This is a genomic window from Pseudomonas sp. TWRC1-2 (assembly GCF_049896685.1).
Taxonomy (GTDB): Bacteria; Pseudomonadota; Gammaproteobacteria; order Pseudomonadales; family Pseudomonadaceae; genus Aquipseudomonas.
The window spans coordinates 567,255-583,044 of sequence record NZ_JAFCUU010000003.1 but is presented as its reverse complement, the minus strand read 5'-3'; the positions used below and the strand labels follow the sequence as shown (position 1 = coordinate 583,044).

The following is a 15,790-nucleotide window of genomic DNA, read 5'->3' as shown; positions in this document are numbered from 1 at the left end:
AATTCATCCGTAATGGGTTGTGACACCGCCTGGCATTGCATAGGCTTGCGCGATTGTTACGCCTGCGCCGGCCGCAGGACCGCTTCGAGGAGATAACCGATGGGCTTGAATAACCAGTGGATGCAACGCGACCTCGCGGTGCTCTGGCATCCCTGCACCCAAATGAAAGACCACCAGCAACTGCCGCTGATCCCGATCAAGCGCGGTGAAGGCGTGTGGCTGGAGGACTTCGAAGGCAAGCGCTACCTCGATGCGGTCAGTTCCTGGTGGGTCAACGTATTCGGGCACGCCAACCCGCGCATCAACCAGCGCATCAAGGATCAGGTCGACCAACTGGAACACGTGATCCTCGCCGGGTTCAGCCACCAGCCGGTGATCGAGCTGTCCGAGCGCCTGGTCAAAATGACGCCCGAAGGCCTGACACGCTGCTTCTATGCCGATAACGGTTCGTCGTGCATCGAAGTCGCGCTGAAGATGAGCTTTCACTACTGGCTCAACCGCGGCCTGCCGAACAAAAAGCGCTTCGTGACCCTCACCAACAGCTACCACGGCGAAACCATCGCCGCGATGTCGGTGGGCGATGTGCCGTTGTTTACCGAGACCTACAAGGCCTTGCTGCTGGACACCATCAAGGTGCCGAGCCCGGACTGCTACCTGCGCCCCGAAGGCATGAGCTGGGAAGAACATTCCCGGAACATGTTCCTGGCCATGGAACAGACCCTCGCCGAAAACCACGCCAGCGTGGCCGCCGTGATCGTCGAACCGCTGATCCAGGGCGCCGGCGGCATGCGCATGTACCATCCGGTGTACCTCAAGCTGCTGCGCGAGGCCTGCGACCGCTACGGCGTGCACCTGATCCACGACGAAATCGCCGTGGGCTTCGGCCGTACCGGCACGATGTTCGCCTGTGAGCAGGCCGGCATCCGTCCGGACTTCCTGTGCCTGTCCAAGGCCCTCACCGGCGGCTACCTGCCGTTGGCCGCCGTGGTCACCACCGACGACGTCTACGACGCCTTCTACGACGACTACCCGACCCTGCGCGCCTTCCTGCACTCCCACAGCTACACCGGCAACCCGCTGGCCTGCGCGGCGGCCCTGGCGACCCTGGATATTTTCGAAGAAGACAACGTCATCGAAAACAACAAGGCGCTGGCCCAGCGCATGGCCACCGCCACCGCGCACCTGGCGGACCACCCGCACGTGTCCGAAGTGCGCCAGACCGGCATGGTGCTGGCCATCGAGATGGTCCAGGACAAAGCCACCAAGACCGCGTACCCGTGGCAGGAACGCCGTGGCCTGAAAGTCTTCGAACATGCCCTGGAGCGCGGCGCGCTGTTGCGGCCATTGGGCAGCGTGGTGTATTTCCTGCCGCCGTATGTGATCACGCCGGAGCAGATCGACTTTTTGGCGCAAGTGGCCAGTGAAGGCATCGATATCGCCACCAACGATAAAGTCAGCGTTGCGGTGCCAAAAGACTTCCACCCAGGCTTCCGTGATCCGGGCTGATAGCACCTACTTAAATTTTCCAGAGAACAGAAATGAGACTGTCCCGCTTTTTCACCGACACCCCGCTGAGCCTCGGCGAGCACGAACTGCCCGAAGCCCAGGCCCACTACATCAGCCGTGTATTGCGCATGGGCGAAGGCGATGCCGTGCAACTGTTCGACGGCTCCGGCCAGGAGTTTTTGGGCACGTTGCTGGAGGTCGGTAAAAAACGCGTCAGCGTGCAGCTCACGCAAAGCTTCGCAGGCCAGAGCGAATCGCCGCTGCACATTCACCTCGGCCAGGGCCTGTCCCGGGGCGAGCGTATGGACTGGGCGATTCAGAAAGCCACGGAGCTGGGCGTGAATGAAATCACGCCGATTTTCAGCGACCGCTGCGAAGTGCGCCTCAAGGACGAGCGCGCCGACAAACGCCTGCTGCACTGGCGCCAGGTGGCGATCAGCGCATGCGAGCAATGCGGGCGTTCGACGGTGCCGGTGATACATCCGCCGCTGCTGCTGGCCGACTGGTTGAAGCAGGCCGAGGCGGAGTTGAAGCTGGTGCTGCACCCGGTGGCCGCGCCGATGATCAGCCATGCCAAGCCTGCCAGCCTGGCGTTTTTGATCGGGCCTGAAGGTGGCTTGACCGATAACGAAGTCGACACCGCCCAAAGCGCCGGCTTCCAAGCCGCCCGCCTCGGCCCGCGCGTGCTGCGCACTGAGACGGCGCCAGTGGTTGCGCTGGCCGTCGCCCAGCAACTGTGGGGCGACTTCTAACCCCGCTGTGCAAACCCAAACCCAATGTGGGAGCGGGCTTGCTCGCGAAGGCAGTGTGTCAGTTGATAAATAGGCTGACTGATCCACCGCATTCGCGAGCAAGCCCGCTCCCACATTTTGGATTGGGTTGTCAGTCCACCGGGTCACTGACCGGCCTGGCAATAATCGCCTTCAACTCAGCCGTCATCGGGAACTCCAGGTTCAAGCCCTTGGGCGGGATCGGCTGTTCAAACCAGCGCTGGTAAATCCCGTTGATTTCCCCGGAGCGGTAAAGGTCAGCCAGCGTCTCGTTGACCACCGCCAGAAACTGCGGGTCGTCCTTGCGCACCATGCAGCTGTAGATCTCCCGCGACTGCTCCTTGCCCACCACCACCCAGCGGTGCGGATCGCGGGCCTTGGCGCGCTCGCCGTAGAGCAGCGCATCGTCCATGTAGAACGCCGCCGCGCGGCCGGTCTCGAGCATCTTGAAGGCTTCGCCGTGGTCCTTGGCACTGATCACCGACAGGTTGCTTTTGTGTTCGGCGTTGTAGTGCTTGAGGTACCGCTCATTGGTGGTGCCGGCGGTGGTCACCACGTTCCTGCCCTTGAGGTCGTCAAACCCGTTGATGCCGCTGTCCTTGGCGGTCAGCAACTGGCCCTTCACGTAAATAAACCCGTACGAAAACGCCACCTGTTTCTGGCGCTCGGCGGTCACCCCGGTGGAGCCGCATTCCAGGTCCACAGTGCCGTTCTGCACCAGCGGGATGCGGGTCTGGGACGTCACCAGGGTGTACTTCACGCCAAGGTTGGGCACGCCGGTTTTCTGCTGGATGCGCTCGACGATCTTGCTCGCCAACTCCACTGAATAACCCATGGGCTGGCCGCTGTGGTCACCTACGTAGGAAAACGGCACAGACGCATCGCGATAACCCAGCGTGATGGACTTGGCGCTGGCGATCTTGCCCAAGGTGCCGTCCAGAGGTGCTTCAGTCGCTTGAACCTGAGCGCCCAACAAAAGCCCCAGGGTGCAGCCGGTCAACAGGATTTTTTTCATTGTTATCCTCCGTTGGTGGTGTGACGAATCAAGCCGCGCGGGGCGCCAGGCCCTGCATATCAATGGAAGGCGCAAGCTGGCCGATCAGCTCGGCCAGCAGTTGGCCGCTGCCACAGGCCAAGGTAAAGCCGAGCGCACCGTGGCCCAGGTTCAGCCACAGATTGCGATAAGCACTCGCGCCAATCAGCGGCACACCCGTCGGCGTGGCCGGGCGCATACCGGCCCATTCGACGGCGTGGGCGTAATCGCCGCCATGGGGAAACGTCTCCAACGCGTGGCGTTTGATCAGCGCCAGGCGCTTGGGCTCAAGGCGGGCGTCAAAGCCGACAATGTCGACCATCGCGGCCACACGCAGCTGCTCGCCGATCCGCGCGTAGACGATCTTGCGGTCGTAGTCGGTGATGCTCACATTCGGCGCCTGGTGCTGCGCGCCAATCGGCACGCTCAGGCTGTAGCCTTTGAGCGGATACAGCGCAAGGGCCAGGCCCGGCAACGCTAACTCGGCGCTGCGATGCCCGGCAGCGATTACAAGCTGGTCCACCGGCATCGTTTCATCGCCTAAATCGATGGCCTGCACCGCACCGTCGCCGTGACGTAGCCCCGTAACCTTGCGGCCAAGCAAAAAGGAACAGCGCCCGGAGGCCTCAAGCCGCGCGGCCAGTCGTTGGCAGAAGGCATGGCAATCTGCGACCTCTTCATTTGGCGTGTAAATACCGCCGACAAAACCGTCCCCCACCAACGCCGGCTCCAGGCGCGCGCAATCGGCGGCCGACAGCACCTGCTGTTGCAGAAAATCGGTGACCTTGCTGCGCGCAAGCTCAAAGGTGCCGGTCCTGCGAAAGGTCACCAGCTTGCCGTTGCGCCGCCAGTCGAAGCCGTCCAGGCGATCATCCTCGCGCCATTGCTGCAAGGTGGCCTGGCTCAAAGACGCCAGGCGCAGCAGGTGAGCGGCGTTACGCTTGTTCACCGATCCCCGGCAGGCGCCCAGGAAGGACGCCATCCAGCGCCATTGTCGGGGATCGAGACGCGGGCGCAGGGTCAACGGCGAGTCCCCACGCAGCAGCCAGCCCAGCGCTTGCAGGGGCACGCCGGCGTCGGCCAGCGGCGCGACATAGCGGTAAGACAGTTGCCCGCCGTTGGCAAAACTGGTTTCGCTGCCCAGGCTGTCGCGCGCGTCGATCACCGTGACTTCATGGCCTGCGCGCACCAAAGCGTATGCACTCGCCAGACCGATGACACCGCCGCCGATGATGCAAACCCGCTTGGCCATTCCCCTCACCCGCAATTGAATTGACAGGCCTCAAGCCTAGGGGCAGGTGACAGGCCACCGACAATGAATAAAGATGGCTCACCTATAAACAAAGGTTATGGACGTGCCATGCGCTTGCGTCATATCGAAATCTTCCAGGCCATCCGCCAGACAGGCTCCGTCAGTGCCGCCGCGCAGTTGCTGCATGTCTCGCAACCGGCGGTGACCAAAGTATTGCAGCATGCCGAGCTGCAACTGGGCTTCCCGCTGTTTCTGCGCGTGCGCGGCAAACTGCAGCCCACCCCGGAAGCCCTGGCGCTGGAAAGCGAAGTCGAGAAGGTCACCGAGAGCCTGCAAGGTGTGCGGCGGCTGGCCAAGAGCTTGCGCCGCGAGCCGGGCCAGAGTGTGCGCATCGGTGCGATCCCTGCCCTGGCATTGTCATTGCTACCGCCTTCGATTCTGGAGTGGAAGCGCGCCTACCCGGACATCGCCTGCGAGCTGTCCAGCGACCATAGCCGGGAGCTGGTGCAGAAGCTGTTGATGCGTGAGATCGACCTGGCGCTGACGCTTAACTTCTCCGGCCATCCGGGTTTGACCACACAAGTGTTGGCCAATGGGGGGCTGGTGGCGCTGGCTTCCAAGGGTTACTGGCCTGAGGCCGAACTGAGCAAACCGTTGCCACTGGCTGACCTGGCGGGTGCGCCGTTGATTGGCCTGTCCAGTGCCGACCCCTTGGCGGCAAAGCTCGACAGCTACCTGGAAAATGTCGACCCGCCGCCACGAGTGACCATTTCTGTCCAAACCTATTCCCTGGCCCGGGCCATGGTGGAGTCCGGCGCCGGCCTGACCGTGATCGATCCCTTCACCGCCCTCGGCGCATCGACGGCCACCACCTGCATCCGCACGCTCACCCCGCCGCTGCCGATCACCCTGTACGCGCTGACCCGCGCCGATGAACCGCCGCCGCATATGCTGGCGAACCTGCTGCAGATTTTCGGCAAGCGCGCGTGTGAACTGCTGGAACGCTTGTGAGAGCAACACACAACCAATGTGGGAGCGGGCTTGCTCGCGAAGGCGGTGGGTCAGTCAGCTCATGTGTCACTGACAACCCGCCTTCGCGAGCAAGCCCGCTCCCACAGTTTTTGACCGCATCGCCTTTTAAAGCACGTAATGCATGATCGCCACAAAGTGCAGCAGGCTGCCGCCGATCACGAACAAGTGCCAGATCCCATGGGAGTGGCGCAGGCGATCTTCCAGGGCAAAAAAGATAATCCCGACGGTGTACAACACCCCGCCCGAGGCCAGCCATACAAACCCGGCAGTGCCCAGCGTAGCAAGCAGCGGCTTGACCGCCACCAGCACGATCCAGCCCATCACCGCGTAAATCACAATCGACAGAATGCGCGCCTCGGAGCGCGGCTTGATCTCTTGCAGGATGCCGATCACCGCCAGCCCCCACACGATTCCAAACAGTGTCCAACCCCACGGCCCGCGCAGCGTTACCAGGCAAAACGGCGTGTAGCTGCCGGCGATCAACAGGTAGATCGAAAAGTGGTCGACCTTCTGCATGATCTCTTTTCGTCGCCCGCGCACGCTGTGGTACACGGTGGACGCGCTGTACAGCACCAGCAGCGTAAAACCATAAATCGCCACGCTGACGATCTTCCAGGGGCTGCCGTCCAGGCTTGCCACCACCAACATCCACACTGCGCCAACAAAAGCTGCTACAGCTCCGACCAAATGGCTCCAGGCGTTAAATCGTTCCCCGTGATACATGTGTCACTCACCTCGAATAACCGTTCCCACCTTGAGCATTCTGACGCCACCCTACCGATATCAGGTAACACCCTTTCTTCATTTGCCCAAATACACACGTCCATAGATGATTCGCTTCATCCTGTGGGAGCAGGCAAGCCGGCTCCCACGTAAAAGCGTCCTATCGGTAATTGCCATGCCCGAGCTAGAACCCGCCACGCCTCACCCCAGCCTATGGCAGCTGTTTTACAACTTTGCCATGGTCGGCCTGTTCGGCTTTGGCGGCGTGATGCCCTGGGCGCGGCAGATGATGGTCGACCGTCGCCGCTGGGTCAGCGAGCAAAGTTTCAATGAGCTGCTGACCACCGGCCAGTTCTTCCCCGGCCCCAATATCGCCAACGTCGGCATCATCTACGGCCGGCGCCTGCATGGCTTGCCCGGTGCGGTTGTGACCGTGTGCGGGCTGTACCTGTTCCCCTCGTTGATCACCGTGCTCGCCGGATTTGCCTATGCCAAGTGGTGGAGCCACGACGTGGTGCAGCAGATCTTCGGCGCGGTGATGCCGATTGCCACGGGTTTGATGCTCGGCACCACGCTGCGCCTGCTCAAGGCCATGCCCCGCACGCTCGCCAACTACAGCGCCTTCGTGTTGACCTTCGTATTGATGGCCGTCTTTGTGTTGCCGCTGTGGATGGTCTTGCTGATCTGCATTCCCAGCTCCCTGGCCTTGAGCTTTATCGGTTCGAACAAGGTGGCCGGCTGATGCAAACCGTGCTGTTGCACCTGATGATCCAATGCGCACTGTGGTCGCTGATGGCGATTGGCGGCAACACGGTGGCCATCGGCGATATCCATCGCTACACCGTGGTCGATATGCACTGGATCACCGACGCGCAATTTGTCGCCTTCTTCGCCTTGTCCCAGGCGCTGCCTGGGCCCAACGGCATGTTTCTGGTGTTTATCGGCCAACAGGCGGCGGGCTTGCCTGGCGCGCTGGTGGCGTTATTGGCCAAGCTGGTGCCCTGTTCGGTACTGGCTTACCTGGGCGCCGGCTGGCTGGAACGGCACACCCGAACGCCGTGGGTGCAACGGGTTAAACGCAGCCTGCTGCCGATCTCCATCGGCCTGATTCTCGCCTCAACCTACATCCTGATGAACAGCCTGGAAAACAACGCGACCAGCCTGGTGCTGACCCTGGCCAGCGCCGCCGTGGTGTATTACACGCGGCTCAACGCGATCTGGCTGATCATCGGCGGCGTGCTGCTGGGCCTGGGCAGTGCATGGCTGGGAGTGAACTGCTTTTAGAGGCACAATCGACCGCATTCGACTAAGAGCCACGGCCATGCTGATCGACGAAGAATTCACCCTCAAGAAGCTCGAGATCTTCCTGGCGTTCATGCGCACCGGCAACCTGGCCCGCGCCGCCGCCGAGTTGCAAACCAGCAACGTCAGCGTGCACCGCGCCATCCACTCGCTGGAAAACGCGCTGCGCTGCCCGCTGTTCAAACACGAAGGGCGCAACCTCACCCCGCTGGAAAGCGCGTACGTGCTGGAAGAGCGCGCGCAAAAGCTGGTGGCCGACGTGGTCGACAGCGTGCGCCTGACCCGCGAAGCCGCGGGTTTCTCGGCTGAGCGCTTCAAGCTCGGCTCGCTGTATTCGCTGACGGTCAAAACCGTACCGCAGCTGATCATGGGCCTGAAAATCAGGCGCAGCGAACTCAATATCGACCTGATCCTGGGCTCCAACTTCGACCTGCTCTACAAGCTCAAGAACATGGAAGTGGACGCGATCCTGATCTCCCTCGACGAACGTGCCAACGACCCGGACTGCGAACAGATCGCGCTGTTCACCGACGACATCTTCCTCGCCACCCCGGCCGATTCACCCTTGGACCGCGAGCAGGAAATCGACCTGGCAGACGTGCGCGACGCGACCTTCATCACCCTCACCCAAGGCTTCGCCACGCACCAGGACGGCAACCGGGTGTTCAACCAGGCGGGGTTTGAGCCGAAGGTGGCGATGCAGGTCAATGACATCTTCACGCTGTTGAGCATGGTCAGTTCGGGCGTGGGTTATGCGCTGCTGCCGGGGCGGATTGCGGCGGTGTATGAGAACCGCGTGAAGCTGATACCGCTGCAACCCAGGTATCGGTTGCAGCAGCACATTGGCGTGGTGTTTTTAAAGGCCAAGGAGCGCGACCCGAATTTGCTGGCGTTGCTGGCAGAGTGTCGGATGTATGCCAATCGGCAGCCTTGAGACCGCCATCGCAGGCAAGCCAGCTCCCACAGTTGACTGTATTCACACATCAAAATGTGGGAGCGGGCTTGCCCGCGATGAGGCCCTCAAAACCAACAGCAATTAGCCGACTAAACCGCGCACGATGAAGTACAGCAACGACGGCCCAAGCAAACACCCAAGCCCGGTATGGAAAGTGGCAGTCAACGCCCCATACGGCACCAGCCGCCGATCTGTCGCCGCCAGCCCCGCCGTCACCCCACTCACCGTGCCGGCCAGCCCACCAAACACCATCGCCGAGCGCGGGTTATCCAGGCCCATCCAGCGCGCCGCCACGGGCGTGCCGACCATCACCAGAATCGCCTTGATCAACCCTGTCGCAATCGACAGCGCCATCACATCCGAGGTCGCGCCAATCGCCGCACCGGTCACAGGGCCAACGATGTAAGTCACGGCGCCCGCGCCGATGGTGGTCATGCTGATCGCATCGCGATACCCAAACGCCCAGGCCATGCTCGCGCCGACGATAAACGGCAGGATGGTGCCCAGCAGCAACGCAATCACACCGATCAGCCCGGCTTTGCGCGCCTCGGTGGCCTGCACTTCAAACGCGGTGGCAACAATGGCGAAATCGCGCAGCATCGCGCCGCCCATCAAGCCGATGCCGGAGAACAGCGCCATGTCCGCCAGGCCTTTTTGCCCGCCGGTGAGTGTGCCGCCGACCCAGGCCAACACCAGCCCGATCACGATGGCAATCGCCGAGCCATGAATGCGCCCGAACGTCAGACGCTTGGACAGCACCACGGAAACCCACATCACCACACCGACGAAGGCAAACGCGGTGACCAGGCTGTTATTTTCCAAACCTTTTTCAATCAGAGGCCACATATCAGCGACCTCCCGCAGCAGCGATCAGCGGCTCTTCGGCGGGCAAGGGTTCACCCTTGTGCGTGCGGCTGATCAGGGCAATGGTGCAACCGCAGACCACCACCGAACCGATGGCGGCCAGCACAGCGACCGGGCCGCCGTGCAGCGCGGTCACCACGTTTTGTTGTGCGGCCATCGCCACCACCACCGGAATGTACATGGCGCCCCAAAAGCCCACGCCCATTTCGCAGTCTTTGGTCATGCCACCGTGTTTTTGCATCCACAAGCGCGCGCAGATCAACAGGATCATGGCGATCCCGACGCCGCCCACATTGGATTTGACGCCCAGCAACACACCGAGCATGTCGCCGAGGATCACTCCCGCCAACATGCAGATCGCCAGCAAGGCCACACCATAAATAATCATCGTTGTTGTCCTCAAAGTGCTTCATCGAAATTGTTGTTTTTGTGCTTCGAAAGCCTTGGGTGCAGCTTTATCGGTGGCGGCATTCCTCCTCTTGCAGCAGCGCCTGCAGGGTGTCCAGGCGCGCGCCTTCGCAGGCGATCACCGTGCCCTGCTCAAACACGCGGCGTGACAGGCCAGTAAGCACCGCGCCCGGCGGCAGTTCGATTTGCAGGCGCACACCACGCTCGTAGGCGCTTTGCACGGTGCCGCGCCAATCGACGATGCGGCACATGTTGAAGGCCAGGTCGTCGCGCAGTTGCTCGGGGTTGTGAATCGGCCGCGCGCGGGTGCTGCTCAGGTAGGTAATGCGCGGCGCCTTGAGCGTGACGAATGCTTGCGCCAGCGCCTGGGCAGGCGCCTCCAGCAGCGCGCAATGCGACGGCACGCTGACCGCCAGGCGCTTGGCGATGCCATTGCCCTTGATGCGCGCTGCGACGAGCTTCATCGCCGCATCGCTGCCAGCAATCACGGTTTGGTTATCGGCGTTGATGTTGGCCAAATACACCGGCGTTTGCGGGCTGTGGATGTCGCTCAGTATGTTTTCGACTGTGGATAACTCAGGGCCGATCAGCGCGGTCATCCCAAAGCCTTGTGGATAAGCGTTTTGCATCAGCTCGCCGCGCAAGCTGACCAGTTTTACCGCGTCGGCAAACGCCAGGGCGCCCGCGATAACTGCCGCCGGGTAGGCGCCGATGGACAGGCCCGCCACGTAATCCGGCGTGTGTTGCAGCTGACGGGCATGGGCCACGCCGACAATCAGCAGGCACAGTTGAACAGCACGCGTACTCGCCAAGGCTTGCGCCGAATCGAGCAGGCGAACGTCTTCACCCAAGGCATCACTGGCTTCATCCAGAACGTCGGCCGCCAGCGCGCGGAGCATGCCCGTACGCTGGGCGCCCTGCCCCGGAAACACCAGAAGGCTGCTCATGCCACCGCCTGCCACGGGTCAACCACCAAGTGCGCGCCGCTGACGGTTTTCAGCAGTACTCGGCGCGAGCCTCCCGCCCACTCGCGCAAGGCGACGGCGCCAAACGGGGTTTGCAGTTGCAGGTCCACGGCACACGGCGCCGTGTCCAATATCGCGAGCAGGTCCTCGGCATCACCGCGCTCCAAACGCTGGGGCGTGCGCAGGATCAAATCCAGATCGCTCTGCGCATGCAGTGCCTCAACTCCACTGGCCAACTCAAAACCCGCGCTGCCCGTGACGCCCCACGTCTCCTGCGCCAACACTGGCCGCAATAGATCGAGCGCGCGCAACGCCGGTAAATCCCGTGGTGAGGTCACAGCGCGCAGCGCCTCGGGCACTACTCGCCGTTGCACCGCCGCGACAGGCATCACGGCCGCAAACCGCTGCTCACGCAAACGCCCGCGTACGCCGACGGCCACCCGGCCCGGCTCGGCGATGGCGCGACGCACCACCACCGGATGACCGGCGTTGATAGCCTCCAACACCCAAGCCGGCGCGTCGGCGGGCAGATGCGCCGGGGCCATGCCCCAGAGCAAATCGTGAGCGTTCACCATTGCTCCCGCAGCAGTTGGCGTACGTGGCTGGAAGCAGCACGGTTGGTGGCGCCCAGGCGTCCTTTTAAATCGGGGCCCGCGACATCGTCGATGGCGTGCAGCAGGCAATCACTGACGCGCACCACATCGTCCGCCGTGGGGTGTTCAATCTGGCTGACCGACAGCGTCTCCCAGAGCAAACCAAGGCTGGCATAACTGTCGATGTCGTAGGCCATCGGCGGCACGCTGGCGGCCAGGGCTTCCAGCTCTTCGACACTGCGCAGGGTCACCCGCGCCGCCGACGACTTGCCCATCGCATGCACCATCACGCCGGGATCGCGCAGAGCAATCAGGCGGTTGGCCTGGTAGCCGTGGGCGAGGAACGCGCCGGACATGGCCTTGCCCACCAGCAGCGCAATCACCGGGTGCCCGGCCAACCGAGCGCGGGCGTAGCTGTCGGCGGCGGCGGCCAGGGCTTGATGGATGCCGAGGGCTTCTTCGCGACGGCCATAGGCTTGGCTGGGCACATCGACGATGGCGATGATCGGGCGCTTGTCGCCACGGGCGATGGCATCGTCCACGGCTTTGGCCAGGCCCCAGCCTTCGAGCAGGCCGACTTCGCCATTGCGCGCACGCGGGAAACGGTTGTGCGCGTCGGTGACCACGGCGATGAAGCGCACGGCTTGCTCACCCAATACGCCGTCGGCGACTTTCAGCGAGGCCGGCAAACCGTCCACAGGTGTGGCGCCGGCACTCAATGCGTTGAACCACTGCAGGCCTCTCATGAGCGATCTCCTTGGTACAGGTCGCGCACCGTCGCCGCGTCGATTTGCGGCGTGGCGTCCAGCTCGGTCAGGCGCCTCAGGTAGAAATCGACCTGACGGCTGCGCGGGTGTTCGGGCATACCTTGTTGCAACAGCGCGTTAACCGTCTGTTGGATCTGCGCCACATCGTCCGCCACGTAACGGTCAGCCAGGCCGCTGTTGAAGCGCTGCTCGCCGCCGGTGAGGCTCCAGATAAACGGGCGGTCGCGGGAGTCGTATTCTTCCAGGCCTGCCTCCTGCTCGATCACTTGCGGGCCATTCAGGCCCAGGCGTGCTTCGCGAGTGACCACAAGGTAACTGCACAGCCCAGCGGCGATGGACATGCCGCCAAAGCAACCGACACTGCCCGCCACCACGCCAATCACCGGCTGGTACTGGCGCAGGTCGACAATCGCCGCGTGGATATCGGCAATCGCCGCCAGGCCGAGGTTGGCTTCCTGCAAGCGCACGCCGCCGGTTTCCAGCAACAGCACAGCGCCGGTCGGGATGCCCTTGCGGTTGTCTTCAGCCGCCAATTCCAGCGCACCGGCAATTTTTGCACCGCCGACCTCACCGAGGCTGCCGCCCTGGAAGTTGCCTTCGATAGCCGCCACCACCACCGGCCTTCCGGCGATGCTGCCTTTGGCGATCACCACGCCGTCATCAGCCTGGGGCACCACGCCTTGGCGGCTGAGCCAGGGCGACATCACGCGTTGGAAGGGGTCAATCAATTCACGATAAGTGTCGGCGTCGAGCAAGGCCTTGGCCCGCTGCCGTGCTCCCAATTCAACGAAGCTGTGTTTGTTGAGCAAGTCAGTCATGGCCGATCTCCTCGAAGCCTTGCTCCAGGCGCAAACGCACCACGCCGGGCGTGGCGCCGAAGTCGTGGATATCGATTTTCAACGCCGGCGGCGTGTGTTCCTGAAAGATCCGCTCGAACAGATGCTGCCAGCGCTGTTCGGCGCCATTCACCGAGGTCTGCACCTGAATGGTCAGCGTGCCGGGCGTGCCCGGTTCCAGCAGCACTTCCAGGTCGCCGGAGCCGACGCAACCCACCAGCGCACGGCCTTTGGGCGGCTGCCCGGCGGGGAATTCAAAGGATAAGGTTTCCATCAAAACGCTCCGTCGAGGCGGTCGATAAACAGGCAGGCGGCCAACAGGTCAGCGGCGCCGCCGGGGGAGGCATTCAGGGCGAGCAATTGGTCGTCGAGTTCGTGCAATTGGCGGCGACCGGCGAGGGTCGCGCTACCGCCTGCGTCCAGCACCGCTTGGGCGCCGCGTTGCATGGCGTGCAGGCCTTCGGTGCCGGCGCGGTAGAGCACGCAGGTGTCGGCCAGGTCAGTCATGATCGCGAGCAAGGCATCCAGGCGTGCGTTCTGCTCACCCGCGTTTTGCTGGCGGCTTTTGTGCAGTTGCGGCAGGCCACGTTGCGTCACGGACGGGAAGCCCAGTTGTGCTTCTTCACGGGCGCCGCGCGCGCCGTAGCGTTGAGCAACCTGGGCGCCGTGGCTCAGCGGCTGCGGGGCGTAGCGGTCGTTGAGCAGTGCCAACTTGGCCGCCGTCAGCGTGACGCTGCGTGGCTCCAGCGCCGCAGCAGCAGTGAGCAAACCGAGCGCCCAGATCGCGCCGCGATGGGTGTTCACGCCGTTGGTGGTGGTGAGCATCGCTTGCTCGCCTTCGCGGCCAATCTGCCCGAGGGCTTCGCGCAAGGGCAAACCGACTTCACCGAATTCAAGCGCGGCTTCCGCCATCTCCTTGAACATCGGCCACAGCGACAGCGCCGAAGCGTGCATCAGGCCCAGGTGCAAATCGCTATGGGCACCGTTACCGCGGCGGTCCACCAGGGCCGGTTTGGGCGACAGGTCCGCCTCATCGATCAGCGCGTCGACGGCCATGTCTGCCAGGCGATCAGCCAGACTCAGTTCATGCAGTTTGAGCGCGCGCATTTACCAGCTCCTGAATTTGGCGGGCGGGTTGTACAAGCCACCGGACCACTCCACCAGGTCGGCCACGCTCTTGGCGGCCAACAGCTCGCGGGTGGCGTCGGTGCGGCGAATGCCGAGGTCTTCGGGCAAGGCGATCAAGCCTTCGCGGCGCATGCGCGCGGTGTCCTTGGGGTTGTGGCGCAGGCCGATGGCGGTGACGCCAGCGACGGCGGCGATCATCGCTTGGCGCTCTTCCAGCGAGCGCGCCTTGTACAGGTAGGCGATGCCTTCTTCGGTGAGCAGGTGGGTGACGTCGTCGCCGTAGATCATGATCGGCGCCAGCGGCATGCCGCTTTTGCGCGCCACTTCGACGGCGTCGAGGGTCTCGACGAAAGTGGGTTTGCCGCCTTCCTGGAAGGTTTCGACCATCTGCACCACGAGTTTTTTGCCGCGTTCGAGCAGGGCTTGCGGCGCGTCATCGTGGCGCATGTCCAGCCAGGCCGGGGTGCCATGCCGACGGCCGCGCGGGTCGTGGCCCATGTTCGGCGCGCCGCCAAAACCGGCGAGCCGGCCACGGGTCACGGTGGAGGAATGCCCGTCGCCATCCACTTGCAGGGTGGCGCCGATAAACAGGTCCACGGCGTACTGGCCGGCGAGCTGGCAGAACATCCGGTTGGAGCGCATCGAGCCGTCGCGGCCGGTGAAGAACACATCAGGCCGCGCGGCGATGTAGTTTTCCATGCCCAGTTCGGTGCCGAAGCAATGCACGCTCTCCACCCAGCCGCTTTCGATGGCAGGGATCAAGGTTGGGTGCGGGTTGAGGGTCCAGTTGCGGCAGATTTTGCCTTTAAGGCCGAGGGATTCGCCGTAAGTCGGCAGGATCAATTCGATGGCGGCGGTGTTGAACCCAATGCCGTGGTTGAGCGACTGCACATTGTGTTTTTCATAGATGCCACGGATCGCCATCATCGCCATCAGCACATGCACCGGCTTGATATGGCGCGGGTCGCGGGTGAACAGCGGCTCGATGTAGAACGGCTTGTCGGCCACCACCACAAAATCCACCCAGCTCGCGGGAATATCGACGCGGGGCAAATCGGTGACGTCATCCACCAACTGGTTGACCTGCACGATGACGATGCCATCGCTGAACGCGGCAGGCTCGATCAGCGCCGGGGTGTCTTCGGTGCTGGCGCCGGTGTAAATGTTACCGGCGCGGTCGGCCATGAAACCGGCCGAGAGCACGACGTTGGGGATCAGGTCCACCACCAGCCGCGCGTAGAGTTCGATGTAGGTGTGGATCGCGCCGATTTCCAGCAGGCCGTCTTCCAACAGCTGGCTGATGCGCAGGGATTGGGTGCCGGCGAAAGAGAAATCGAGCTTGCGGGCGATGCCCTTTTCAAACAGGTCCAAGTGCTCGGAACGGCCGACACTGGGCATGATCATGTGCAAATCGTGGAGTTTGGCCGGGTCGGCCTTGGCCAGGGAGCGCGAGAGGAAGTCGGCCTGCTTCTGGTTGTTGCCTTCCAGCACCACGCGGTCGCCAGGGAGGATCAGCGCTTCCAGGGCCTCGACGATTCTGTCACTGGGCAACACCGCCCGGTCTGCGTATTTTTTGACCAGCCCGAGGCGCCGCTGCTTCTCGTCGCGCCGCCGCGTCCAGCGCGAGTCGGGGGTGATGGTTGTTGTCATGGTCGC

18 protein-coding genes are annotated in these 15,790 nt (G+C 63.1%); 6 read left to right on the top strand and 12 right to left on the bottom strand.

What is annotated here, in order from left to right; all coding sequences use genetic code 11:
- The first annotated feature begins 99 nt into the window (after positions 1 to 99).
- Positions 100 to 1,506, top strand: coding sequence for an adenosylmethionine--8-amino-7-oxononanoate transaminase (locus ACP7B3_RS11560; protein WP_262206954.1), 1,407 nt, complete (start codon positions 100 to 102; stop codon positions 1,504 to 1,506).
- Between the two features lie 32 nt (positions 1,507 to 1,538).
- Positions 1,539 to 2,258: a 16S rRNA (uracil(1498)-N(3))-methyltransferase gene (locus ACP7B3_RS11555; protein WP_369301971.1), complete on the top strand. Its 720-nt coding sequence runs from the start codon at positions 1,539 to 1,541 to the stop codon at positions 2,256 to 2,258.
- A 130-nt stretch (positions 2,259 to 2,388) separates the two neighbouring features.
- On the opposite strand, the gene ACP7B3_RS11550 is transcribed toward ACP7B3_RS11555, so the two are convergent.
- On the bottom strand, positions 2,389 to 3,291 hold the full coding sequence (locus ACP7B3_RS11550) for a transporter substrate-binding domain-containing protein (RefSeq protein ID WP_426178824.1): 903 nt from the start codon (positions 3,289 to 3,291) through the stop codon (positions 2,389 to 2,391).
- A gap of 28 nt (positions 3,292 to 3,319) precedes the next feature.
- Positions 3,320 to 4,561, bottom strand: coding sequence for a D-amino acid dehydrogenase (locus ACP7B3_RS11545; protein ID WP_426178823.1), 1,242 nt, complete (start codon positions 4,559 to 4,561; stop codon positions 3,320 to 3,322).
- 108 nt (positions 4,562 to 4,669) lie between these two features.
- Between ACP7B3_RS11545 and ACP7B3_RS11540 the strand changes: the two genes are divergently transcribed.
- A complete protein-coding gene (locus ACP7B3_RS11540; protein ID WP_426178822.1) occupies positions 4,670 to 5,572 on the top strand; it encodes a LysR family transcriptional regulator in 903 nt (300 codons plus the stop codon).
- Positions 5,573 to 5,698: 126 nt separating this feature from the next.
- Here ACP7B3_RS11540 and trhA read toward each other — a convergent pair whose 3' ends face one another.
- Positions 5,699 to 6,316 (bottom strand): PAQR family membrane homeostasis protein TrhA, encoded by a 618-nt coding sequence (gene trhA / locus ACP7B3_RS11535; RefSeq protein WP_145157678.1) that lies wholly within the window; start codon positions 6,314 to 6,316, stop codon positions 5,699 to 5,701.
- A 175-nt stretch (positions 6,317 to 6,491) separates the two neighbouring features.
- Here trhA and ACP7B3_RS11530 point away from each other — a divergent pair, with 175 nt between their 5' ends.
- From ACP7B3_RS11530 to ACP7B3_RS11520, 3 genes are read left to right on the top strand one after another with little or no spacing between them, the layout of a single operon-like run.
- A complete protein-coding gene (locus ACP7B3_RS11530) occupies positions 6,492 to 7,058 on the top strand; it encodes a chromate transporter (RefSeq protein ID WP_145157680.1) in 567 nt (188 codons plus the stop codon).
- Positions 7,058 to 7,600, top strand: a complete 543-nt coding sequence (locus ACP7B3_RS11525; protein ID WP_145157682.1) for a chromate transporter — start codon at positions 7,058 to 7,060, stop codon at positions 7,598 to 7,600. Before ACP7B3_RS11530 ends, ACP7B3_RS11525 begins: the two co-directional genes overlap by 1 nt.
- Before the next feature lie 37 nt (positions 7,601 to 7,637).
- Positions 7,638 to 8,552, top strand: a complete 915-nt coding sequence (locus tag ACP7B3_RS11520) for a LysR family transcriptional regulator (RefSeq protein ID WP_242199842.1) — start codon at positions 7,638 to 7,640, stop codon at positions 8,550 to 8,552.
- 102 nt (positions 8,553 to 8,654) lie between these two features.
- Here ACP7B3_RS11520 and madM read toward each other — a convergent pair whose 3' ends face one another.
- The 9 genes from madM to mdcA all read right to left on the bottom strand — a co-directional run bounded on the left by madM (position 8,655) and on the right by mdcA (position 15,784).
- Positions 8,655 to 9,419 carry a malonate transporter subunit MadM gene (gene madM / locus ACP7B3_RS11515; protein WP_145157686.1) on the bottom strand — a complete coding sequence of 255 codons (765 nt, stop codon included), beginning with the start codon at positions 9,417 to 9,419 and terminating at the stop codon, positions 8,655 to 8,657.
- A gap of 1 nt (position 9,420) precedes the next feature.
- The gene (madL, locus tag ACP7B3_RS11510) at positions 9,421 to 9,825 is read right to left on the bottom strand and encodes a malonate transporter subunit MadL (RefSeq protein ID WP_106575654.1); all 405 of its coding nucleotides are present in this window, start codon (positions 9,823 to 9,825) and stop codon (positions 9,421 to 9,423) included.
- Between the two features lie 67 nt (positions 9,826 to 9,892).
- Entirely contained in the window at positions 9,893 to 10,792 is a 900-nt protein-coding gene (gene mdcH / locus ACP7B3_RS11505; RefSeq protein ID WP_426178821.1) for a malonate decarboxylase subunit epsilon, read from the bottom strand.
- Complete coding sequence (locus ACP7B3_RS11500; RefSeq protein WP_426178820.1) at positions 10,789 to 11,385, bottom strand: malonate decarboxylase holo-ACP synthase; 597 nt, start codon at positions 11,383 to 11,385, stop codon at positions 10,789 to 10,791. The genes mdcH and ACP7B3_RS11500 overlap by 4 nt, the downstream gene beginning before the upstream one ends.
- Positions 11,379 to 12,149 carry a biotin-independent malonate decarboxylase subunit gamma gene (gene mdcE / locus ACP7B3_RS11495; RefSeq protein ID WP_242199833.1) on the bottom strand — a complete coding sequence of 257 codons (771 nt, stop codon included), beginning with the start codon at positions 12,147 to 12,149 and terminating at the stop codon, positions 11,379 to 11,381. Before mdcE ends, ACP7B3_RS11500 begins: the two co-directional genes overlap by 7 nt.
- Complete coding sequence (locus ACP7B3_RS11490) at positions 12,146 to 12,988, bottom strand: biotin-independent malonate decarboxylase subunit beta (RefSeq protein ID WP_426178819.1); 843 nt, start codon at positions 12,986 to 12,988, stop codon at positions 12,146 to 12,148. Before ACP7B3_RS11490 ends, mdcE begins: the two co-directional genes overlap by 4 nt.
- A complete protein-coding gene (locus ACP7B3_RS11485; protein ID WP_056857713.1) occupies positions 12,981 to 13,280 on the bottom strand; it encodes a malonate decarboxylase subunit delta in 300 nt (99 codons plus the stop codon). The genes ACP7B3_RS11490 and ACP7B3_RS11485 overlap by 8 nt, the downstream gene beginning before the upstream one ends.
- Positions 13,280 to 14,113 (bottom strand): triphosphoribosyl-dephospho-CoA synthase, encoded by an 834-nt coding sequence (locus ACP7B3_RS11480; protein WP_262206971.1) that lies wholly within the window; start codon positions 14,111 to 14,113, stop codon positions 13,280 to 13,282. Before ACP7B3_RS11480 ends, ACP7B3_RS11485 begins: the two co-directional genes overlap by 1 nt.
- Positions 14,114 to 15,784, bottom strand: a complete 1,671-nt coding sequence (gene mdcA, locus ACP7B3_RS11475; protein WP_426178818.1) for a malonate decarboxylase subunit alpha — start codon at positions 15,782 to 15,784, stop codon at positions 14,114 to 14,116.
- Positions 15,785 to 15,790: the final 6 nt, after the last annotated feature.